This window comes from Rhodococcus sp. 05-339-2, from assembly GCF_002258965.1.
Lineage (GTDB): Bacteria > Actinomycetota > Actinomycetes > Mycobacteriales > Mycobacteriaceae > Rhodococcoides.
Genome location: NZ_NOYW01000014.1, coordinates 302,642 through 324,730 on the forward strand (window position 1 = coordinate 302,642; position 22,089 = coordinate 324,730).

Genomic DNA, 22,089 nt, shown 5'->3' on the forward strand with positions numbered 1-22,089 from the left:
TGACGGACGACGCAACGATCCAAGATGTGACCCGAGGAGAGACGATGGCCATGACGACGAAGATCGACTCAGAGACCGCATTGCCCACCAGCGAAGCCGAGATCAACGACCTGCGCCAGGAAATCGACCGCCTCGATGCCGAGATTCTCGCCGCGGTTCGACGTCGCTCCGAGGTCTCGCAGATCATCGGACGCACCCGCATGGCCTCCGGCGGACCGCGCCTGGTGCACAGCCGTGAGATGAAGGTTCTCGAGCGTTTCAGCAGCCTGGGCCAGGAAGGCCACACGCTGGCCATGCTCCTGCTCCGCCTCGGCCGCGGTCGTCTCGGCCACTGATTCCCCCAGGTCGGGCGCGCCGCGTGCGCACCCGACCTGCGTTCGTTCACTTCAGAGCGATGTACTTGGTCTCGAGGTACTCCTCGATTCCCTCCGATCCGCCTTCACGGCCGAATCCCGATTCCTTCACCCCACCGAACGGCGCAGCCGCGTCCGAGATCACTCCGCGGTTGACGCCCACCATGCCACTGTCGATGGCGTCGGCCACCCGTAGCGCACGATCGAGATTCTCGGTGTAGATGTACGACGCCAGGCCGTACTCGGTGTTGTTCGCAGCGTCGATGCCTTCCTGCTCGGTGTCGAAGCCGACGATCGGAGCCACCGGCCCGAACACCTCTTCCTTCAGGATTCTCGCCTCGGCAGGCACGTCGGTGAGAACGGTCGCCGGGTAGAAGTAGCCGTCGCCGCCCGGCGCGGTGCCCCCGAGTTCCACCGTCGCACCCTTGGCCACCGCGTCGTCGACGAGTTCCTGCACGGTTTCGAGTTGGTCGGCATTGATGAGCGGTCCGAGTTTCGTATCGGGGTCGACGCCGGGGCCGAGCTTCATCTCGGCCATCTTCGCCACGAGCTTGGTGGTGAACTCCTCGCGCACGCTGTTGTGCACGTGCAGACGGTTCGCCGCGGTGCAGGCCTCGCCGCCGTTGCGCATCTTGGCGAGCATTGCGCCGTCCACCGCGTCGTCGATGTTCGCGTCGTCGAACACCACGAACGGTGCGTTGCCACCGAGCTCCATCGAGGTGCGCAGCAGCCGAGTCGCGGACTTCTGGACGAGAGACTTGCCGACGCCCGTCGAACCGGTGAAGGTGAGTTTGCGCATCCGCGGATCCTCGATGAGGGGTCCGGTGACGTCGCCGGACTTCGACGTCGTCAGCACCGAGAGCACACCTTCGGGCAGGCCGACCTCGTCGAAGATCTGAGCGAGCAGCAGCATCGTCAGCGGGGTCTCACGAGCGGGCTTGACGACGATGGTGCAGCCGGCGGCCAGAGCGGGCCCGATCTTTCTGGTGCCCATCGCCAACGGGAAGTTCCACGGAGTGATCGCCAGAACCGGCCCCACCGGAGCCTTGGTGACGAGGATGCGCCCATTACCCGCCGGGGCCGGGGTGTAGCGACCGCCGATGCGGACTGCTTCCTCGGCGAACCAGCGGAAGAACTCGGCACCGTACTTCACCTCGGCCCTGGATTCGGCGAGGGCCTTACCCATCTCCAGGGTCATCAGCAGCGCGATGTCGTCGGCACGTTCGGTGACCTTCTCGAACGCCGCTCGCAGAATTTCACTGCGCTCGCGGGCAGGTGTTGCCGCCCAGCTCTTCTGCGCCGCCGCAGCTGCGTCGAGCGCTTTCATCGCGTCGGCGGGCGAGGCGTCGGCCACCTCCGTCAGGGGCCGCCCGGTGGCCGGATCGTTCACCGGGAACGTCTTACCTCCTTCGGCGTCGACGGCCTTGCCGCCGATCCACAGTTTTGCCGGAATCGATTCGATCAATGCACGTTGGTCCATACCGTCCATGATGCCTCCGCAGCGCCCGGCGCAAACGAGAACGACGCGCGCGCGACTGGGCACGGGATTACTGTTGGTTCGTATGAGCGTCGATATCACCGGCACGGATGCCTGGCAGAAGCTGACCGAACACCATTCCGCGATCGCCGAAACTCATCTTCGGCAACTGTTCGCCGATGACGCCGACCGAGGCCGTACGTTCACCCTCGAGGCCGCGGATCTGCACATCGACTACAGCAAGCACCGCATCACTCGCGAGACCGTCGAGTTGCTCGTCGAACTGGCCCGCACCGCCGGTGTCGAAGGCAAACGCGACGCCATGTTCGCGGGCGAGCACATCAATACTTCCGAGGACCGTGCCGTGCTGCACACTGCGCTGCGTCTGCCGGCCGACGCGTCGTTGACCGTCGACGGTCAGGATGTCGTCGCCGATGTACACGAAGTCCTCACCGCCATGGGCGAATTCACCGATCGAGTACGTTCGGGCGAATGGGTCGGTGCCACCGGCGAGAAGATCTCCACCGTCGTCAACATCGGCATCGGCGGATCCGACCTCGGACCGGTCATGGTCTACAACGCGCTCCGGCACTACGCCGACGCGGGCATTTCCGCGAAGTTCGTCTCCAACGTCGACCCCGCGGATCTCGTCGGTGCGCTCGACGGACTCGACCCCGCGTCGACGCTGTTCATCATCGCGTCCAAGACGTTCTCCACCCTCGAGACGCTGACCAACGCCACCGCGGCCCGGCGCTGGCTCGTCGACGCTCTCGGTGAAGATGCCGTCGCCAAGCATTTCGTCGCCGTGTCAACCAACGCCGAGCGGGTTGCGGACTTCGGCATCGACACCGCCAACATGTTCGGTTTCTGGGATTGGGTCGGCGGACGCTACTCCGTCGATTCGGCAATCGGGTTGTCGGTCATGGCCGTTGTGGGCAAGGAGGCGTTCGGCGAGTTCCTCGACGGCTTCCACCGCATCGACGAACACTTCCGCACCACGCCGCTGGCCGAGAACGCGCCGGTGCTGCTCGGCCTCGTCGGCCTGTGGTACAGCTCCTTCTTCGGCGCGGAAACCCGTGCAGTGCTGCCGTATTCGAATGATCTCTCCCGTTTCGCGGCATACCTGCAGCAGCTGACCATGGAGTCCAACGGCAAGTCCGTCAAGGCCGACGGCTCCCCCGTCACCACGCCGACCGGCGAGATCTTCTGGGGCGAGCCCGGTACCAACGGCCAGCATGCCTTCTACCAATTGCTGCATCAGGGAACACGTTTGGTGCCCGCGGACTTCATCGGATTCGCCGAACCCACCGACGATCTGCCCACCCGCGACGGCACCGGATCGATGCACGATCTGCTGATGAGCAACTTCTTCGCCCAAACCAAGGTGCTCGCCTTCGGCAAGACCGCCGAGGAGATCGCCGCCGAGGACACCCCGGCAGATGTGGTGCCGCACAAGGTGATGCCCGGCAACCGCCCGTCCACCTCGATCCTCGCCCCCAAGCTCACGCCGTCGGTGGTCGGCCAGTTGATCGCCCTGTACGAACACCAGGTCTTCGTCGAAGGCGTCGTCTGGGGAGTCGACTCCTACGACCAGTGGGGCGTCGAACTCGGCAAGACCCAGGCCCTCGAACTGACGCCGGTCCTCACCGACGCCGAAGCGCCTGCCGCACAATCGGATTCATCCACCGATGCACTGGTGCGCTGGTACCGATCACAGCGGGGTCGTTCGGCCTGAGGGCCGTAGGCGGATCTACGGCCCCAGTAGGAATCCACGCACCCTGCAGGCGGTGCGGATTCCTGGACGGGCCGTAGATCGCGCTCAGCGGATCCAAACAGGTCAGCCGTGCGTCCAATCGAGCATGGACTTCGACCAACGTGGGCTCTTCACCCGTGCCGATGCACTCGCGTCGGGCTTCACCGATGACGACCTTCGACGGGCACGCGCACACAAGTCCATCGTTGCAATCCGCAGAGGCTGGTTCGTTCGAGAGGATGTTCTCGCGACACTGGACTCTGCGCAGCAACATGCGCTCCTGGCTCAGGCGACCTATGTCGATTGCGGCGACGACGTCGTACTCAGTCATGCATCCGCGGCGGTGGTTCTCGGACTCGACGTGTGGAACCTACCGCTGGACACGGTGACGATGACCACGCGTCGCGGCCACTCGGGCAAGCGAAGTCGACGCCGGTTCCTTCACGGCACCGATCTACTCGACGACGAGTGGCTTCATCTCGACGGTATGCGGGTCACCCGCCCAGCGCGCACAGTCGTCGACGTCGCCAGGACTCATCCACTCGACGTTGCGGTGTGTCTCGGTGATCGGGCATTGCGGCACGGCCTCACCACGATCGACGAACTCGAGAAATCGTGCGATGCGGCGCAACACCGAAGCGGTGCTGGACGCGCTCGACGTGCTGTCGGCGCGATGAGTGCACGCAGCGACAGTGTCGGCGAGAGTCGATCGCGACTGATCCTGCAGACAGTGTCGACTCCGCTGTCCAATCAGACGATCTTCGACGACGGCGGTCGACGCATCGCCCGTACCGACTTCCTGTTTCCCGACCTGGCCGAGGTGATCGCCGAGTTCGACGGGGAAAACAAGTACGGTCCGCAGCCACGGCAAGCAATCATCGCAGAGAAGAATCGCCACAACCGGCTCGCCGAGCAGGGCAGGACCGTCTTCAGATTCGACTGGCGGGACTTGTCGACTCCGCATGTCATCATCGACAGGCTCCATGCTGCCTATCGGCGTGCGTTGCTCCTCGGCCCGCCGAGTGGACGGTACGCCGAACTCCCCCTCCCCGCGGCTACGGCGCTCGTTGGAATATGCGCACCCTACAGGCGGTGCGAATTCCCACGAGGGGCGTGAATCTCCAGCATCACACCCGAGCCAACACCGCCGCCGTATCGACTCCCGTCGGGAGGGTGCCGAAGGCGATGCCCCAGTCTCGGTCGAGTCGACTGGCGCAGAAGGCGTCGGCGACAGCGGAATCCCCGTGCATCACCAGTTGCGCGCCCTGAAAGGTCAGTGCCATCAGTTCGACGACTCGGCGGGCCCGGTATTCCATGCCGGAGGTGTCGGAGAGTTCCTTGCCGACGCGGGCGATGGCGTCGTCCAGGCGAGAATCCACGCCCGCCGCCTGGCCGATCTCACCGAAGAACGCCTCGACGCTGTCGGGTTGGCGGGCCAGTGCCCGCAGGGAATCGAGTGCGGCGACGTTGCCCGATCCTTCCCAGATCGACATCAGCGGCGATTCGCGGAACAGCCGAGGCATTCCCGATTCCTCGACGTAGCCGTTGCCACCGAGACATTCGAGGGCCTCGGCGGCGTGGGCGGGAGCTCGTTTGCACACCCAGTACTTGGTGACGGCCAACGCGATTCGGCGCAATGCGCTCTCCTGCTCGTCGCCGCGGGCCGAGCCGTCGGTGGCCTGAGCCAGGCGGATCATGGCGGCGGTGGCGGCCTCGGATTCGATGGTCAAGTCCGCCAGCACGTTTCGCATCAGCGGCTGATCGACCAGTGCAGCCCCGAACGCAGACCGATGACGCGCGTGATGAACTGCGCGCACGGTGGCGTTGCGAATTCCGGCCGCCGACCCGATGACGCAGTCCAACCTGGTCATGTTGACCATCTCGATGATGGTGCGGACGCCGCGCCCCTCTTCGCCGACGAGCCAGCCGGTGGCCCCGTGGTATTCGAGCTCCCCGGATGCGTTCGACTTGTTGCCCAGCTTGTCCTTCAAGCGCTGCAGCATCATTCGGTTGCGGGTGCCGTCGGGCAGCACGCGCGGCAGCATGAAGCACGAGAGTCCGCCGGGTGCCTGCGCGAGGGTGAGGAACATGTCCGACATCGGCGCGGAGGTGAACCACTTGTGACCGACGATCGAGTACGTTCCGTCCGACGACGGGGTGGCCGTGGTGGTGTTCGCGCGAACGTCGGATCCGCCCTGCTTCTCCGTCATCGACATGCCGGCGATCAATCCGCGTTTGTCAGACGGTTCGCGCAGCCCGAAGTCGTATTCCCGCGACGCCAGCAGAGGTTCGTACTGTGCAGCCAGAGAGGGGTTGTGCCGCAACGCCGGAACGACGGCGTAGGTCATCGAAATGGGGCACATGTGCCCGGCCTCGGCCTGGCCCCAGACGTAGAACTTGGCGGCACGGGCGACGTGTGCACCGACGCGGTCGTCGGTCCATGGGGTGGCGTGCAGTCCGTGCTCGACGGCAACGGTCATCAGATCGTGCCAGTGCGGGTGGAATTCGACCTCGTCGATTCGGTGCCCGTAGCGATCGTGGGTTCTCAGCACCGGCGGGTTCTCGTTGGCGAGCCTGCCCCACTCCTGGGCTTGCACACCACCGGCTAGCGCCCCGAGCCGGCCGACCTCGTCGAGTGCCCAGCCTGCGCCTGCCCTCGTCACGCCGTCGAGCAACGACGGGTCCGCGGAGGTGTCGTAGGGCGTCAGGTCGATGGCCTGGTTGAATACCTCATGCGTGTCCATCTCGAACTCCTAACGCGCGCAATGACAATGCGACGAGACTGGGTACTGGATCCACCGACTCGTGCGAGGACAACGGGCCGACCATCACTTCGCCGACGGCACCGACCAGCGCTGCTGCCGAGATGGCCGCGTCCTGCTCGGGGATCTCTCCGGCGTCGATGCCCGCCACGATCGCGTCGGCGAAGGCGTCGGTGAACTTCTGCCGGAACACCAGACGCTCGGCGTCCACGGCAGGGTCGACCGGTTCGGCCAGCAGGGCGTACGCCATAGTCCGGTTCTTCAGGGCGCGTCCGGCGAAGGTCTGCACCACTGCGGTCACTCGCTCGACGGCGCTGCCGTGCTCGCACGCGGTGACCACCGCGGCGACCTCCCGACTGCAGACCTCGCGAAAGATCGCGACCACCAGATCTGCTTTCCCCTCGAAATGGGTGTAGACGCTGCCCGAGGACACTCCTGCTGCCGCGGCGACCGAGGCCACCGACAGGCCTGCATATCCCCGCGTCGAGAGGATCTCGATGGCGGCGGCGAACAGCTTGTCGCGACCGGCGTCGAGCCTGGCCTGCACTGCTGGGGTTCGTCGATACGGCACGCAAGGATTGAAGCACTGATTCATTGCTTCACGCAAGAGAACTCGAGTAACGTTCACTGACATGTCGGTACGGATCGAGCGCTCAGGCCCCGTCACCACCATCGTCCTGTCGCGCCCCGAGGCGCGCAATGCCGTCGACGGCCCCACCGCCCAGGAGTTGATCCAGGCGTTCGAGGAGTTCGACGCCGACGAATCAGCCTCGGTGGCAGTGCTGTGGGGCGAGGGCGGCACGTTCTGCTCGGGAGCCGACCTGAAAGCACTGGGCACTCCACGCTCGAATCACGCGACCGAACACGGGGACGGCCCGATGGGCCCGACGCGAATGCGGTTGTCCAAGCCCGTCATCGCCGCCGTGTCGGGATACGCCGTCGCGGGCGGACTGGAACTCGCGCTGTGGTGCGACCTCCGCATCGCCGAGGACGACGCCACGTTCGGCGTCTTCTGCCGACGCTGGGGAGTTCCGTTGATCGACGGCGGCACAGTGCGATTGCCGCGCATCGTGGGCACGGGCCGAGCGATGGACATGATCCTCACCGGTCGCGCTGTCGACTCCGAGGAAGCGTTGAACATCGGTCTGATCACCAGAAGGGTTCCGGTGGGTCGAGCCCGGTCGGAAGCGGAGGCGTTGGCTGCTCAACTCGCCCTGCTGCCGCAGACGTGCATGCGAGAGGATCGACTGTCCCTGCTCGAACAGGACGGTCTCGACGAGGAGACCGCCTTGAGGAACGAATTCCGACACGGTGCCATCTCGATCAACGCCGACGCGCTCAGCGGCGCGAGCAGGTTCGCTTCGGGGGCGGGACGACACGGCACCGCGAGCCCGTGAAATCGACCCGCCTGTCGGTGATCGACGAGATCTTTCTCCGGACCCACCGCGGCTACGGAATTCCCATTGCACTCCAAGGCATCTGGCGCACCACCGAGACGGTGAGCCGAGCAGAACTCGACAGGATCCACGACGAGCTGGCCGTCGGGCAGCTCGGCCGTCGAGTCGGCAAGCCCCGCATACCCGGAGCACGGCTTCGATGGGACATCTCGTCCGCGACGCTTCCGCTCGTCTACGCCACCGACCCGGTCGACGACATCATCGGATGGGCCGATACGCAGGCAGACGTTCGACTCGACCCGCAGTACGGGCCCGGCTGGCGGTTGACGGCCGCGCCCGTTGCACACGGCGGCACCGTGCTGTCCCTGGTGTGTTCGCACGCGCTGGCCGATGCCAGGGAACTGATCGACTCTGCCGCTCGCGCCTTCTCCGGATCGGCACCCGCGCCTGCGCTGCATCCGGGCTCGGATGTGAAGGACGCGATCTCGATAATCGTCACCGTTGCCCTGCGATCCATCGCGGCGACGGCCAGATTGTGGGTCAGCAGGAAGGCCCGCGCCGAACTGCGGGCGTTCACCACCGCCGACGCCGGCGGTATCGCGCCACACCACGCGCACGGGATGCAGTCGGTCATCGTGGATATCGATGCTGCGGAATGGGATTCGACTGCGCGACGCGTCGGTGGATCGGCCAATTCGCTGTTCGTCTCCATCGTCGCCGCCACGATGAGCGAACTCGGGTCACCCGCGGTGACCGTCGACATTCCTTTTCGCACCGGGTCCGGTGATGCCAACGCCATCGGCATGGCCACCGTCGCCGTCCGTGGAGACGACTCGCCCGCGGCCATCCGAGCAGCGTGCAAGGCGGCGTTCGGCAAACCTGTCGGGGCCCCGGCAGGCTATCCACCCGAGATCGTCCAGCTGCTCCCCCACCGTCTCGCCGCGAAGCTGACGTCGACCCCGGGCCGCGGAGAAGTGTTGTGCTCCAACATCGGCGACATTCCCGACGGCATCACCGCACTCGGCTCGCACCGATCGTGCGGACTCGCGACCCGCGCGATCCATCCGAACCCGTCGGGCGCGCTGTCGACGATCAGGATGTCGACCTACCTCTCCCGACTGGACGGCAACTACACACTCTCGCTCGTGTGCACCGACAACGCCCTGGCGGGATCGACCGCCGAGCTCACCGCGGCCGTACATCGAGCCCTGGCGACACGGAACCTGGCCGCCGAACCCTGGTAGGTCTAGCGTTGTCGCCATGAACGAGCACGATATCCACACCAAGATCCAGCAGCTCATCGCCACCGAGCACAAACTTCGCACCGAGACCCAGTCGGGCGATATCGACCCGGACACCGAGAAGGCTCAACTGGCATCCCTCGAGCACGCCCTCGACCAGTGCTGGGACCTGCTCCGCCAGCGCCGGGCGCGCATCGACGCAGGCCAGAACCCCGACACCGCAACCGCCAACAGCATCGACCAGGTCGAGGGGTACCTGCAGTAACCCCCGGCCCTGGAGCTACACCAATCGATCCGTCAGCACATTCGGCAGGAACCTCAGCGCCGCGTCGATGCCCCGCCACTTGAGTCCGGGTAGTGCGGCGCGGCGGGTCTCGCTCTCGATGGCGTCGACCATCGCCGACACCCCCTCGTCCAGAGTGGCTGTGAGAGCGGCACTGTCGCCCGCATTGGCGGACATGTCGGTGGCGATGAACCCGGGTAGCAGGGTGGTGACGGTGATGTCGGTTCGCGACAGTTCCGTGGCCAACGATTCACCCAACGACGCCACTGCCGCTTTGCTGGCCGAGTAGGTCGCCTTGGCCCCCGGTAGTCCCCGGTCGGCGCTGATGGACGAGACGAACACCAGGTGCCCGCGTTTCTGCTCACGGAAGATCGACAGTGCGGCCTCGGCCTGCGACAGCGCTCCGATGAAGTTCGTGTGCGCGGTCTGCAGGTTGGCGTCGGCGCGGCCGGTTCCGATCTTCGCGCCCTTGCCGAGACCTGCGTTGACGATCACTCGATCGAGGCCGCCCAATTCGTCTCTCAGTTTTCCGAACACCTCACCCACCGCGTCGTGATCGGTGACGTCGAGTGCTCGGACCACCACGGTGATGTTCGGGTTGTGGTGCATCAGCTCCGCACGAAGGTCGTCCAGCCGCTCGACCCGCCGGGCGCAGAGCGCCAGATCCCGGCCCATGCCTGCGAACCGTCGCGCCATTTCCTCGCCGAGCCCCGAGCTCGCTCCGGTGATCAGAATCTTGTTCCGAGTGGTCGCCATAAGCGGCGAGCCTATGTCACTGTGGAGCAATGGCCTCAGAAAGCTCGGAATTCGATGTCATCGTCATCGGCGGTGGCCCGGTCGGCGAGAACGCCGCTCAGTATGCGATACAGGGCAGCGACCGCACCGTCGTGATCGTCGAGCACGAACTGCTCGGCGGCGAATGCTCGTACTGGGCGTGCATGCCGAGCAAGGCACTGCTGCGCCCCAGCGAGGTTCTCGACACCGCACGAAACATGCCGGGGGTCAAGGAACTGGTCGGCGACCAGCCCCTCGATGCCGACGCCGTCCTGGCCCGACGCGAATCCTTCACCCACGGCCTCGACGATTCGTCGCAGATGACGTGGGCGGAGAAAGCAGGGATCTCCGTCGTGCGCGGTCACGGACGCCTGACCGGGGACAGAACCGTCGAGGTCGACGGGCGCACGCTCACCGCCCGGCATGCCGTCGTCCTCGCCACCGGAACCACTGCCTCGGTACCGAACACACCGGGCCTGCGCGATGCCCGGCCGTGGATCTCCCGCGATGCCACCAACATTCACGAGACCCCCGGCCACGTCGCCGTCATCGGCGGTGGCGTCGTCGCGACCGAAGCGGCCACCTGGTTGCTCTCGCTCGGGGCGAAGGTCACGATGATCGTGCGCGGCTCGTCGCTGCTCGCCGCTTCCGAACCGTTCGCAGGCGAACTCGTCGCGAACGCGCTGACGGCGCGAGGTGCCACCATCATGCTCGACGCCACCCTCGAGTCCGTGTCACGAGAGAACCCCGCCGACACCGGCATCGGTCGGATTCACGGTGGCCCGGTCGGTCTCGTCGTCGACGGCAGCGAGATCACGGTCGACGAGATTCTCGTTGCCGCGGGACGTACTCCGGCGAGTGCGGACCTCGGGTTGTCGAGCCTCGGACTCGAGGAGGGGCGCTACATCGATGTCGACGATCACCTGAACGTTCCCGGCCACGAGTGGCTCTACGCGGTGGGCGACGTCAACGGACGAGCCCCGCTGACGCACATGGGGAAGTACCAGGGCCGGGTGGCCGGCGACGTCATCGCCGCCAGGGCCGAGGGAAAGCCCCTGGACAGCAAGAGATTCCGTGCGACCGCAGATCACGGTCGAATTCCCCAGGTGGTGTTCACTCCACTCGAGGTGGCCTCCGTCGGGCTGACCGAGGCCAAGGCCAGGGAGGCGGGCATCGACGTCGAGATCGTCGCGCAGGACATCGCCGTCGCGGGTTCGTCTCTGCAGCAGGACGATTACTCGGGACGGGCGCAGCTGGTCATCGACCGCGCCGCCGACACGATAGTGGGCGCAACATTCGTCGGTCCGGGAGTCGCCGAGCTGGTCCACGCGGCCACTGTGGCTGTGGTCGGCAAGGTTTCGATCGACGACCTGTGGCATGCGGTGCCGTCGTATCCGACGGTCAGCGAAATCTGGCTCAGACTCCTCGAAGCTCGCAGAACAGCCGATCACTGACGCATGTAGGCCGCGGCGATTCCCTCGTAGGTCTTCGGGTCCGCTTTCCTGATGCGCAGCGCCACCAGGACACCGAGGATCGCGGCGAGTATCAACACCACGGGTATCGCGTTGACGACCGCAGAATCGGAACCGGTGAGGACGCTGTAATGCGTTCCGGCGAGGATCAATCCGGTCATGAAACCGACGAAGCCGATGCCGGGGGCGACAGCGGTGCGCCACACGGAACGGTCGGGGTGGCCGATGAAGAACACCACCACCGACAGCGCTGCGGCGGCCTGCAGGGCGATCACCCCCAGAGTTCCGAGTCCGATGGCCCCGGCGGCGTAGATGAGGTACGGGTCGGCACCGGTCACCGCGAACACCGCCAGCGCCACGGCAGCCACCAGTGAGGCGGTGATGCTGCCGATGTGCGGGCTCGAGTGATGCGGGTGAATTCGGCCCAACCGCGCCGGAAGTACGTGCTCACGCCCGAGGGCGAACAGATATCGGCTCGCTGCGTTGTGTACGGCGAGATACGACGCGAGCACGCTGGTGCACAACAATACTGCCGTACCGTCGTACAGCACCGTTCCTCCGTACTGCTGCGCCAGCGTGAACAGAAGATTGCCCAGTTCGCTCTGCGCCAGCACCGGCGCATCGACTCCGCCCGCGGCCCCGACGATGATCCAACTCGTCAGCACATAGAAGACCGCGATGAGCGACACCGCGATGAACGTCGCGCGTGGGATGCTGCGTCTGGGGTCCTTGGTTTCCTCTCCGTAGAGGGCGGCCGACTCGAAACCGATGAAACTCGAGAAGGCGAACATCATCGCTATCCCCAGCGATCCGGAGAACACCTGCGTGGGAGTGAACGATTCCAGTGGTATCGCCGCGGTTCCCTTCTCACCCACCACCAGGACGTTGAACACCGTCAGAAAAGCGAATTCGAGAACCATCAGCGTTCCCAACACTTTTGCGGAAAGATCGGCATTCCTGAAACCCAGGAAAGCGACAATCACGACAGCGACCGCCGTGAAGACGTACCACGGAATGTCGATACCGGAGTCGACGAACACCAGGTGAGTGAAATAGCCGAACGCACCCGAAAGTCCACATGCGAGCGAGGTATACGCGACAACTGCGACATACGCGGCAGCAACTCCCGGCGGCTTCCCCAGTGCGAGACCGATGTAGGTATAGAAGGCTCCGGTGCTGTACACCTGCTGACTGATCGCCGCGAAACCCACCGAGAAGCACAGCAGCACAACGGCACTGATCGCGTAGGCCGCAGGCAGACCGGCACCGTTGCCGCGTATGAGGGCCAGCGGCACGTTGCCGATCATGGCCGCCATCGGGGCCGCCGCAGCAACCACGAGAAATACCACTCGGCCGGTGGTGAGAGTACGTCGATCGGACATCGTTCGGACGCTACTCGTCCGAAGTGCACAATGCTGACATGGAATACCAACGTGGATTCGACAGACTCGTCAACTTCAGCGACGCCGTGGTCGCGATTGCCGCGACACTGCTCATTCTGCCGTTGGTGGAACTGGCCGAACCGGACGAAAGCGCACAATTCGTCGATATTCTGCGTGACCACGGTGTCGAGCTGTTCGCATTCGTGCTCAGCTTTCTGGTCATCTTCTCGCAGTGGCTGAGCCATCATCGCGTGTTCCGTGCCCTGGTCGGCTACACCAAAGGTTTGATGTGGGTGAACTTCGTCTGGTTGCTCTCGATCGTGTTCCTGCCGTTCCCCACCAAGTTGATCGCCGAGAAGAGCGGGTACGACGCCAGTGCGGCACCGTTGTACGTCGCGACCATCGCGGTGTCGGTCGTCTCGATGTTCGCGGCCGACGTGATCGTCTCCCGGCATCCGAACATCGTCGCCGACGACGCACCGCGTCACGGCGGCGTACGCAACGGCGCGATCACCTCGGTTCTCATCCTGGCCGCTCTGGGACTGGCGTTCACACCGCTGGGCCTGTGGTCGCTACTCCTCCTGTTCCTGACAGCGCCGATCAACCGCCTCCTCGGCCGTGTCTGACGAGTAGATTGGTCGGGTGAGTACCGAGAGCGCGTCGAAGCAGCAACCGCTTCTCGTGCTGGGCAAGATCACCGAGATTCTCGACGCCTTCTCGTTCGACCGCCCCTCGATGACGCTCGGAGAGATCCAACAGACCACCGGCCTGCCCACCTCGACGGTGCAGCGTCTCGTCACCAACCTTGTGCAGCAAGGATTTCTGGACCGGGGCGGCGATCGGATCCGTATCGGAGTGCGGATGGCCTACTGGGCAGCGACGGCGACCAAGGACCTCGACGTGCTGTCGGTCGTCAACCCCGTGCTCAAGGACATGCGCGATCTGACGACCGAGACCGCGTGTTTCTTTCGGCCGGAACAGAACTACCGCGTGTGCGTCGCCATCGCCGAGACCCGCCACGCCTTGCGCCGGGACATGTACGTCGGCAAGGTGATCCCGCTCAGCGCAGGATCGGCCAGCCGCGTCCTGCTGGCCTGGGACGACGACCTGGCCGAGCGTGTCCTGTCCCGTGAACTCGAATCGATGACCGAGCAGACGGTGACCGAAGCCGAGACGATGCGAACCCTGTTGGCGCAGACCAGAGCCGACGGTTATGCGATCACCACCGGCGAGCGCGAGACCGGCGCGTCGGGACTGTCCGCACCGGTGTTCGATTCGGCCGCGGACATCGTCGGTGCCGTCACCATCAGCGGACCGACACTGCGCATGCCGCAGTCGCAGTGCGAGGACTGGGTGGATCTGCTGATCTCCCACGCCGAGCAGATCACGAGGACCCTCGGCGGCCGCTACCCTGCGTGAGACCAGGCGTCGGGATTCACCGGATGCGCAGGCATCGAACCGCCGACCATCGCAGCTGCGTTGGTGGCGCACAGCCGGGCCATCTCCGAACGCACCGACACCGTCGCGCTCCCCACATGTGGGAGCAATACCGTGTTGGGCAGATCGGCCAGGCCGGGTTCGAGGGCCGGCTCGCGCTCGTAGACGTCCAATCCTGCTGCGGCAACGGTCCCCTCGCGGAGCGCGGTCACCAGAGCGGCCTCGTCGATCACCGGTCCTCGCGCGGTGTTGATCACGATCGCCGACGGCTTCATCGCCCCGAGTACTGCGGCGTCCACCAGATGGTGGGTGGAGTCCGACAGCGGAACGTGCAGGGACAGAAAATCGCTGGTCGTGACGATCTCGTCCCACGAAGCATGCTCGACGCGACCCGCGAACTCGCCGAGCTCGTCGTCGGAGACCTCTCGATCACCGGGCGGGCGCGGACAGAACTTCACCGTCATGCCGAACCCCAATGCCCGGCGAGCGGTGGCGCGCGCAATGCGGCCGAAGCCTGCCAGTCCCAGTACTCGATCCGAGACATCGCTGCCGAGAAGCAGTTCCGGCTCCCACCCGGTGAACGAGCCGGAACGGACGAATGCATCGGCCTCCACGGCGCGGCGAGCAGTGGACAGTATCAACAGCATCGCGATGTCGGCGGTCGAGTTCGTCAGAACCCCTGGGGTGTTGGCGACGGTGATCCCGCGCTGCGTCGCGGCGGCGATGTCGATGTTGTCGAATCCGACGGCGTAGTTGGAGATCCCGACGATCGACGCCGTCTCCAGCAACTCCGCATCGAACCGGTCACGTAACTGGGACACGACGACCGAGTACTCACCGGAGGAGCAGGCGACGACGAGTTGCTCGTGATCGACCGCCCTCAGGTCCACGTCCCCCGCCGCCCGCAGAATGTCCATCCCCGGTGCCGGGATCTCGGTGGTGACGAGGATGCGGCTCATGCGACCCACTCGAAGGCGCGCGCCTCGGACCGGACACCCTGAACGGCCTTCGATCGCATGGGCTCGTCCAGCTCGGCGAGCAGCCCTTCCGAGAGGGACGCCATGGACGCCAGCGTCACCGGCTCGAACCAGTCCGGCCGTGTCGCGAAGAGAATGTCCTCCGACGAGGTGTTGCCGCTGGCACCAGGAGCGAAGGGGCATCCGCCCAGTCCGCCCAGTGAACCGTCGACCATCGTGGCACCGGCCGAGATCGCCGCGAGGGTGTTCGCGACGCCCAGGCCCCAGGTGTCGTGTCCGTGGAACACCACTCTGCGGTCGGGGGTTTCCTCGCGGACCCGCGAGATCAGCGACTGTACCTGTACCGGTACCGCCTGCCCGAGGGTGTCACAGATGACGATATCCGTTGCACCGGTTGCTCGTTCGTCGTTGGCGATCTCGATGACCCGGTCCGGTGGCACCTGTCCCTCGAAGGGGCAGGTGAAGGAGGTCGCGATGCAGAGCTCTATCTCACCGCCGACCGATCGAGTGATGTCGACGGCGTCGGGCATCGCAGCCAGGGACACCTCGGTGGTACGGCCGATGTTGGCCTGATTGTGCGAGTCCGAGGCGGAGAAGCAGTACTGGAAGTTGCGGGCTCCGGCGGCAGCGGCCTTCTCGATGTGACGTGGAGTGGCGACCCACACCCAGCATCGAGCGAGTTCGGCGGCGGTGAGCTCACCGATCACCTCGAGCGTGTTGGCCATCGGCGGCACCTTGTCACCCCGAGCCATCGAGCCGATCTCGAGCGAAGGCACGCCGAGTTCGATGAGCGCTCTGATGATCTCGAGCTTTCGTTCGGTGGCGAGCATCTTGCCGGTGAGCTGCAGACCGTCGCGCATCGTGACGTCGCGAAGCTCTGCGGCGGGAGCGAATCGGTACATCTAGAGGCTCATCTCTTCGTCGGTGCGGCCGAGCAGAGTCGACAGTACTTCCCTGGTGTGTTCGCCCAGATCCGGTCCGACCGAACGAATCGGCAGCGACGCGTCACCGATCACCGGGACGACGCCGACGAATCCGACGTCGGTGGGCTCGTCACCTCCGGTGTCGACCGAGAAGTGCTGAATCATGTTGCGGGCGGCATACTGTTCGTCGGCGACGATGTCCGCCGCGGTGTAGATCGGACCCGACGGCACCCCGGCGGCGTCGAGAATCTTCAACGCCTGCTCGCGCGAGTGCAACCCGGTCCACGCCGAGATCGCGGCGTCCAACTCGTCGCGTCGACGCCACCGACCGGCGTTGGACGCCAGGTCCGGGTCGGCTCCCAGATCGGGACGATCGATGGTCTCCATGTAGCGCTGGAAGATCGCATCGCCGTTGCCGGCGATGATGATCGAGTGACCGTCGTTGCACGGGTACGCGTTCGAGGGTGCGATGCCTTCCATTCGGCCGCCCGTTCGCTCGCGTTCGACACCGTAGGCGAGGTAGTCCGGAATCAGCGATTCCATCATCGACAGAATCGATTCGTTCAGCGCCACATCGATGGAACGCTGTGCCAGCGACAGCGGAGACTGCCCGTCCGAGGCCTGCGCCGCACGCTGGGTCTGCCGTTGGAACAGGGCCATGACGCATCCGAACGCCGCGTACAGCCCGGCGATGGAGTCCCCGATCGAGACCCCGACCCGGACGGGTGGCCGATCCGGGTCACCCACGAGATTGCGAAAGCCGCCGTACGCCTCTGCGACAGCGGCGAATCCGGGTCGCTGCGACATGGGGCCCGTCTGGCCGAAGGCCGAGATGCGCGTGATGATCAATTCGGGGTTGGCTGCGCTGAGCACTTCCGGCGAGATACCCCATTTCTCCAGCGTGCCGGGCCGGAAGTTCTCGAGCACGATGTCGCATTTCGCTGCGAGGTCGACGACGTCCTTGCGGCCCTGTTCGGTACGCAGGTCCAGCACGATCGATTTCTTGTTGCGGTTGATCGTGCGATAGAGCATCGACGTGGTGCCGGAGTAGAGCCGCCAGTTGCGTAGTTCGTCGCCGGTTCCCGGCCGTTCGACCTTGATGACCTCGGCACCGAAATCGGCGAGCATGCGCGCCGCAGTAGGGGCGGCTATGTAGTTGCCGAGTTCGAGAACTCGAACTCCGCTGAGCGGCAGTGCCATCGTGTTCCTTTCGATACTCCCGGAATCAGGATTCATGGAATCTGGGCTCACAGGATCCAGCTCATCGGCACGATCAACGCGATGGCGATGACCGATGCCACCGAGACGCCCACCGAGCACGTCTTGAGTGTGCCTCGGGTCGACTGGCCCATCAAGGACTGCAGGAGCCAGAAGGTGTTGCTGGTGACGTGGACGGCGAACAACGATCCGGCACCGGCGGCGAGTGCGATGAACACCGGGTCGAGACCGATCAGCGGAGCGACCGGGGCGAGAATGCCGGCCGAGGTGATGGCGGAGATCGTCACCGATCCCACGGCGATGTGCAATGCGGCCGCGATGACCCACACCATCAGGAGCGGCGCTGCGGTGCTCGCCGTGAAGTATTGGCCGAGGATGTCGCCGAGACCCGCCTCGTTGATGACGGCCGCGAGCGATCCACCGACGCCGGTGAGGATCAGTATCTGACCGCTCTCCGCGAAGCCACGGGCGAGAGCCTTCTCCACCCGAGCCTGTCCGACGTGGTAGCGACCGATGAGGCACGTTCCCACCAAGCCGATGAGCAGCGCGATGACCGGGCTGGCAATGAACTCGACGACGGGAATCGAGATCTCGGCGACTTCGAGTACGGCTCCGATGGCAATGAGGACGAGCGCGAGCAGCAGCGGCGAGAGCAACACCAGCAGCGACGTCTGCTTCTCGGTGCGCACCTTCTGGGCTACGCCACCTCCGGTTTCGAGAGGCTCGTCGCCGGAATCGGCAGGCTCCGGGACCACAGGCTCTGGGACCACGACGATCTGCTGCTCGTCCTTCTCCTCGTTCCACCATCCGTGCCGAAAGACGAACGACATGACGGCCACCGACAGCACGACGACCGGAACGATCAGGATGAGTCCGTAGATCATCATCTTGCCCAGCGGCACGCCGAGCAGTCCGGCCAGTGCGAGCGTCGCGACACCGGGGACCATGAACACGATGCCGCATTCGAGCGCGATCGCCAGCGCCGTGGCCATTCGCGCTGTGCCGTACTTGCCGATCTTCGGAGCGAGGTTGCGGGCGAGCGGAGCGGAGATCACGAGCAGCACGTCGAGGAAGATGGACTGCAGCAGGGTCGCGATGGTCAGCGAGAGTGCGTACGGCAGCCGCTTGGGTCCGAAGGTTCGCAGCAACGTGCCGACGAGTCGCTGGATGGCGTTCATCTCCTGCAGTACCGAACCCATCAGCACACCGAAGGCGATGAGCAGGCCCACCTCGGCCATGATCTCGCCGAAGCCGCCGGTGATGGTGTCGACGGTGGTGCCGACTCCGAGCTTCGTCGCCAGTCCCAGGTACGCGGCCCCGAGCACCAGCGAGATCACCGGGTTGAAGTGAAAACGAACGATGAAGACCACCACCGCCAGGACGGCGACGACGGTGTTGATCACAATCCACATATCGGACATCGGCAATTCTTCCCGCTGAATGAGAGTGACCGCTGCCATCGCATGCGGCTCGATGTGATCCATCACACCAATACCCACATTATGGGCACAGATTTACTTCGTGAGCAAGAGCCTGGGCAGCACGGAACCACGAAGGTCCGCCGAGAGCCAGGTCAGATCGGCTGAGCGCGCCTTATCGAGAGCTCGGCCCGAGAGGGATCGAGTTCGACGGGCGAGCGGACCAGTAGTTCCCCGACCCGCAGGATGCCGTCGGACAGCGGCTCGACACGCAGTCCGCCGCGACCGATCAGCGCTTTACGTGCACCGTCCACCACCATCCGGTCCATCCACGCGCACGGATGGGCCGGCCGGCCACCACGGAACCGAATCCAGCCGTCACCGGAATCGAGCTCGAATTCCAACCCTCGCAACGGGTCGAGCTCCAGCCCGCGTACGACGACGTTTCGCCTGGCCACGGACGGATCGGGCACATCGACCCCAAGTACATCGCCGACGGCCTCCCATGCCTCGACGGCCAGAAAGCTCACCGCCGCCTCGGTGTGTGCCTTCACGCCGAAGAACCGATCTCCACGAATGCCTTTGTGCGCCACGATCTCGACGCTGGTCGGCAGGTCCGTCGCCGACTCGGCCGGGCCGTCCTTGGATCTACCGAAGTAGGCGTGCGTGGGCGAGCGCAGTAACTGCACGATCTCGGCGCGATACTCGAAAAGCATGCCCTCGAGTCTGCCCGGTACCGATCTCCATCCGTTCTTACCCGCGGGTAAGAACGGATCAGTACACTCGCGACATGGCTGTGACGACACGCGTGACCACCTCCGACGGCATCATCGAGGGCAAGCCGGTGGGCGACCTGACCACCTGGCGCGGCATCCCGTACGCCGCCCCGCCCGTCGGACCGCTTCGTTTCCGAGCGCCGCAACCGACCCAACCGTGGTCGGGCGTGCGCGACGCCACCGAATGGGGCAACGCCTCCATTCAGCACAAGCGCGGCACGATGCTCGCCGTCGGCAAGTACCAGCCGTCGAGCGAGGACTGCCTTACGCTCAACGTGTTGGCCCCGAGCGCACCGAGCAAGAACCCGCGCCCGGTCATGGTGTTCATCCACGGTGGTGCCTACACGCTCGGCACCTCGGCGACCCCGCTGTACGGCGGCGGCTCGCTGGTGCGCCGCTCGCTGAAGGACGGCGACGGCATCATCTACGTCTCGGTCAACTACCGACTCGGCGCACTGGGTTACCTGGACATGTCCCAGTTCTCCACTCCCGAGCGGCCGTTCGACTCCAACCTGGGCCTGCGGGATCAGGTCGCGGCGCTGGAATGGGTGCAGCGCAACATCGCGAACTTCGGCGGCGATCCGAACAACGTCACCATCTTCGGCGAATCCGCGGGCGGCAATGCGGTCACCACGCTCATGACGGTTCCCGCCGCGAAAGGCCTTTTCGCACAGGCCATTTCCGAGAGCTCTGCTCCCGGCATGACGGCCACCAAGGAGCGTGCCGATCAATGGGCACGCGAGTACGTGGGCTACCTGGGCGGCACCGCGGAGAACGCGGCCGAGACCCTGGAGAACGCCGAGGTACTACGGCTCGGGCGGGCCGGCACCAAGCTTGGCCTGACCACCCTGCACCGCACTCCCGGACTGCTTCCGTTCGGACCCGTGATCGACGGCGACTTCCTGCCGGTCAGCCCGGTGGAGGCCTACGCGAAGGGCACCGCGCACCGCGTCCCGTTGATCATCGGCACCAATGCCCGTGAGGGAACACTGTTTCCGAAGTTCCTCGACGCACTGCCCACCAACCCCGAACGCATCGGCAAGCTGTTCTCGCTCACCGATCCCGACGCCGAGGCCGTGGTCACCGCAGGCTATCGCAACTACCCCAGTGAGCGGTCGGCCATCGACTTCGGCGGCGACTTCACCTTCTGGAAGCCGTCTCTCGAAGTGGCCGAGGGACATTCGCGTCACGCACCCACGTACTTCTACCGCTTCGATTTCGCTCCGCGATCGATGAAGGTGCTCGGCCTCGACGCCACCCACGGATTCGAGTTGTTCGCCGTGTTCGGCATCAACGAGACCCTCTTCGGCAAGGCGCTCACACTCACGGGTGGACGAAAGGCCTTCGCCGAGGTCACCGAGCAGGTGCAGTCGAACTGGATTGCGTTCGCCACCAACGGAAAACCATTGGACACGTGGCCGGCGTACGACGAGGACTCGCGTCGGACACTGATCTTCGACACCCGCACCCGGGTACAGAAGGACCCACGGAGCGACCGGCGCAAGGCATGGGAAGGCTACCGGGGCTACGACAGCCAGAAGCTCGAACCCGTCACTTGAGCAGTCGCGACATGCGACGGTCGGCGAGAATCTTGCCGGCCGTCTGGCACGTCGCGCAGTACTGAAAAGAACGATCGACGTAGGCGACTTCACGTACCGGGTCGCCGCACACCGGGCACGGAAGCCCGGTTCTGGCGTGTACGCGCATCCCCGATCGCTTCTCCCCCTTCAGACGCGCCGCATCCTGCCCGGCCGAGCGGGTCACCGCGTCGGACAGAACCGATCGCATCGCCGCGTAGAGCGTCGCGACGGATTCGGGATCGAGCTTGCTCGACGACGCGAAGGGCGAGAGCTTCGCCACGTGCAGTATCTCGTCCGAGTAGGCATTGCCGATGCCTGCCAACAGCGACTGATCCACCAACGAGGTCTTCAGTCGCGCGGTGGTGCCTGCGAGGATCTCGGCGAATTCGAGCTCGGTGACCGTCAGCGCGTCCGGACCGAGCCGGGCGATGCTCGCAACCTGTAGCGGGTCGCGCACCACCCACACCGCCAGCCGCTTCTTGGTACCCGCCTCGGTGAGGTCGATGGCGGGCGTCGCTCCCTCGGGGGTGAAGAAATGGATCCGCAGCGCCAAGGGTCCTTTGCCCGGCTTAGGCGGTGCGACGCTGGGATTGTCCACCCACCGCACCCATCCCCCGCGAGAGAGATGGGTGATCAGCCAGAGGTCACCGGCGCGAAGTGCCAAATGCTTCCCGAAGCGGGCGGCATCGGTGACGTCCTTGCCCTGCAGCTCGGTGATCGGCGGATCGAACGTCTTGAGAACGCTCAGTGCAGCGATGTCGATGCGACCGATCACCGCACCGACGGCATGCTCGCGCAGAAAGCCGGCAAGGGCTTCCACCTCGGGTAATTCCGGCATGTACCCAGTATGCAGCTACGATGACCGT

The 22,089-nt window shown here is 65.3% G+C and carries 21 protein-coding genes; 10 read left to right on the plus strand and 11 right to left on the minus strand.

The features are described 5' to 3' along the window. Positions 1 to 44 precede the first annotated feature (44 nt). On the plus strand, positions 45 to 335 hold the full coding sequence (locus CH273_RS12305) for a chorismate mutase (protein ID WP_032396247.1): 291 nt from the start codon (positions 45 to 47) through the stop codon (positions 333 to 335). A 46-nt stretch (positions 336 to 381) separates the two neighbouring features. On the opposite strand, the gene CH273_RS12310 is transcribed toward CH273_RS12305, so the two are convergent. Beyond that, positions 382 to 1,833 (minus strand): NAD-dependent succinate-semialdehyde dehydrogenase, encoded by a 1,452-nt coding sequence (locus CH273_RS12310; RefSeq protein ID WP_032396248.1) that lies wholly within the window; start codon positions 1,831 to 1,833, stop codon positions 382 to 384. Positions 1,834 to 1,915: 82 nt separating this feature from the next. Between CH273_RS12310 and pgi the strand changes: the two genes are divergently transcribed. Continuing rightward, positions 1,916 to 3,565 carry a glucose-6-phosphate isomerase gene (pgi, locus tag CH273_RS12315; protein WP_032396249.1) on the plus strand — a complete coding sequence of 550 codons (1,650 nt, stop codon included), beginning with the start codon at positions 1,916 to 1,918 and terminating at the stop codon, positions 3,563 to 3,565. 124 nt (positions 3,566 to 3,689) lie between these two features. After that, positions 3,690 to 4,700 (plus strand): type IV toxin-antitoxin system AbiEi family antitoxin domain-containing protein, encoded by a 1,011-nt coding sequence (locus CH273_RS12320; protein WP_052049618.1) that lies wholly within the window; start codon positions 3,690 to 3,692, stop codon positions 4,698 to 4,700. A 10-nt stretch (positions 4,701 to 4,710) separates the two neighbouring features. Here CH273_RS12320 and CH273_RS12325 read toward each other — a convergent pair whose 3' ends face one another. Together CH273_RS12325 and CH273_RS12330 are read right to left on the minus strand one after the other, a co-directional pair. Continuing rightward, a complete protein-coding gene (locus CH273_RS12325) occupies positions 4,711 to 6,327 on the minus strand; it encodes an acyl-CoA dehydrogenase family protein (protein WP_032395774.1) in 1,617 nt (538 codons plus the stop codon). Then, positions 6,314 to 6,916, minus strand: coding sequence for a TetR/AcrR family transcriptional regulator (locus CH273_RS12330; protein ID WP_032396251.1), 603 nt, complete (start codon positions 6,914 to 6,916; stop codon positions 6,314 to 6,316). Before CH273_RS12330 ends, CH273_RS12325 begins: the two co-directional genes overlap by 14 nt. Positions 6,917 to 6,977: 61 nt before the next feature. Between CH273_RS12330 and CH273_RS12335 the strand changes: the two genes are divergently transcribed. Genes CH273_RS12335 through CH273_RS12345 form a run of 3 tightly spaced genes read left to right on the plus strand, consistent with a single transcriptional unit; the run spans position 6,978 to position 9,248 of the window. Beyond that, positions 6,978 to 7,742 (plus strand): crotonase/enoyl-CoA hydratase family protein, encoded by a 765-nt coding sequence (locus CH273_RS12335; RefSeq protein ID WP_032395775.1) that lies wholly within the window; start codon positions 6,978 to 6,980, stop codon positions 7,740 to 7,742. After that, entirely contained in the window at positions 7,739 to 8,986 is a 1,248-nt protein-coding gene (locus CH273_RS12340) for a hypothetical protein (protein WP_032395776.1), read from the plus strand. The genes CH273_RS12335 and CH273_RS12340 overlap by 4 nt, the downstream gene beginning before the upstream one ends. Before the next feature lie 16 nt (positions 8,987 to 9,002). Next, positions 9,003 to 9,248, plus strand: coding sequence for a DUF2630 family protein (locus tag CH273_RS12345; RefSeq protein WP_032395777.1), 246 nt, complete (start codon positions 9,003 to 9,005; stop codon positions 9,246 to 9,248). A 15-nt stretch (positions 9,249 to 9,263) separates the two neighbouring features. Here CH273_RS12345 and CH273_RS12350 read toward each other — a convergent pair whose 3' ends face one another. Continuing rightward, entirely contained in the window at positions 9,264 to 10,022 is a 759-nt protein-coding gene (locus CH273_RS12350; RefSeq protein WP_032395778.1) for an SDR family oxidoreductase, read from the minus strand. Positions 10,023 to 10,051: 29 nt separating this feature from the next. Here CH273_RS12350 and CH273_RS12355 point away from each other — a divergent pair, with 29 nt between their 5' ends. Beyond that, positions 10,052 to 11,494 (plus strand): dihydrolipoyl dehydrogenase family protein, encoded by a 1,443-nt coding sequence (locus CH273_RS12355; protein ID WP_032395779.1) that lies wholly within the window; start codon positions 10,052 to 10,054, stop codon positions 11,492 to 11,494. Here the strand turns inward: CH273_RS12355 and CH273_RS12360 are convergent. Next, positions 11,488 to 12,894, minus strand: a complete 1,407-nt coding sequence (locus tag CH273_RS12360; RefSeq protein WP_032395780.1) for an APC family permease — start codon at positions 12,892 to 12,894, stop codon at positions 11,488 to 11,490. The two genes, CH273_RS12355 and CH273_RS12360, sit on opposite strands and share 7 nt — an antisense overlap. Before the next feature lie 38 nt (positions 12,895 to 12,932). Between CH273_RS12360 and CH273_RS12365 the strand changes: the two genes are divergently transcribed. After that, positions 12,933 to 13,520: a TMEM175 family protein gene (locus CH273_RS12365; RefSeq protein WP_032395781.1), complete on the plus strand. Its 588-nt coding sequence runs from the start codon at positions 12,933 to 12,935 to the stop codon at positions 13,518 to 13,520. Between the two features lie 16 nt (positions 13,521 to 13,536). Next, complete coding sequence (locus tag CH273_RS12370; protein WP_032395782.1) at positions 13,537 to 14,313, plus strand: IclR family transcriptional regulator; 777 nt, start codon at positions 13,537 to 13,539, stop codon at positions 14,311 to 14,313. Here CH273_RS12370 and CH273_RS12375 read toward each other — a convergent pair. From CH273_RS12375 to CH273_RS12395, 5 genes are all read right to left on the minus strand, one after another. Further along, positions 14,301 to 15,290, minus strand: coding sequence for a 2-hydroxyacid dehydrogenase (locus CH273_RS12375; RefSeq protein WP_032395783.1), 990 nt, complete (start codon positions 15,288 to 15,290; stop codon positions 14,301 to 14,303). The genes CH273_RS12370 and CH273_RS12375 overlap by 13 nt on opposite strands. Further along, complete coding sequence (locus tag CH273_RS12380) at positions 15,287 to 16,210, minus strand: beta/alpha barrel domain-containing protein (RefSeq protein WP_032395784.1); 924 nt, start codon at positions 16,208 to 16,210, stop codon at positions 15,287 to 15,289. Before CH273_RS12380 ends, CH273_RS12375 begins: the two co-directional genes overlap by 4 nt. Next, positions 16,211 to 17,431 carry a CaiB/BaiF CoA transferase family protein gene (locus CH273_RS12385; RefSeq protein ID WP_032395785.1) on the minus strand — a complete coding sequence of 407 codons (1,221 nt, stop codon included), beginning with the start codon at positions 17,429 to 17,431 and terminating at the stop codon, positions 16,211 to 16,213. It abuts the gene before it with no gap. 47 nt (positions 17,432 to 17,478) lie between these two features. Then, positions 17,479 to 18,870: a GntP family permease gene (locus CH273_RS12390; RefSeq protein WP_032396252.1), complete on the minus strand. Its 1,392-nt coding sequence runs from the start codon at positions 18,868 to 18,870 to the stop codon at positions 17,479 to 17,481. A 152-nt stretch (positions 18,871 to 19,022) separates the two neighbouring features. After that, positions 19,023 to 19,583 (minus strand): molybdenum cofactor biosysynthesis protein, encoded by a 561-nt coding sequence (locus CH273_RS12395; protein ID WP_032395786.1) that lies wholly within the window; start codon positions 19,581 to 19,583, stop codon positions 19,023 to 19,025. 74 nt (positions 19,584 to 19,657) lie between these two features. Between CH273_RS12395 and CH273_RS12400 the strand changes: the two genes are divergently transcribed. Beyond that, on the plus strand, positions 19,658 to 21,202 hold the full coding sequence (locus CH273_RS12400; protein ID WP_032395787.1) for a carboxylesterase/lipase family protein: 1,545 nt from the start codon (positions 19,658 to 19,660) through the stop codon (positions 21,200 to 21,202). On the opposite strand, the gene CH273_RS12405 is transcribed toward CH273_RS12400, so the two are convergent. After that, positions 21,195 to 22,061 carry a DNA-formamidopyrimidine glycosylase family protein gene (locus tag CH273_RS12405; RefSeq protein ID WP_032395788.1) on the minus strand — a complete coding sequence of 289 codons (867 nt, stop codon included), beginning with the start codon at positions 22,059 to 22,061 and terminating at the stop codon, positions 21,195 to 21,197. The two genes, CH273_RS12400 and CH273_RS12405, sit on opposite strands and share 8 nt — an antisense overlap. Between the last annotated feature and the right edge of the window lie 28 nt (positions 22,062 to 22,089).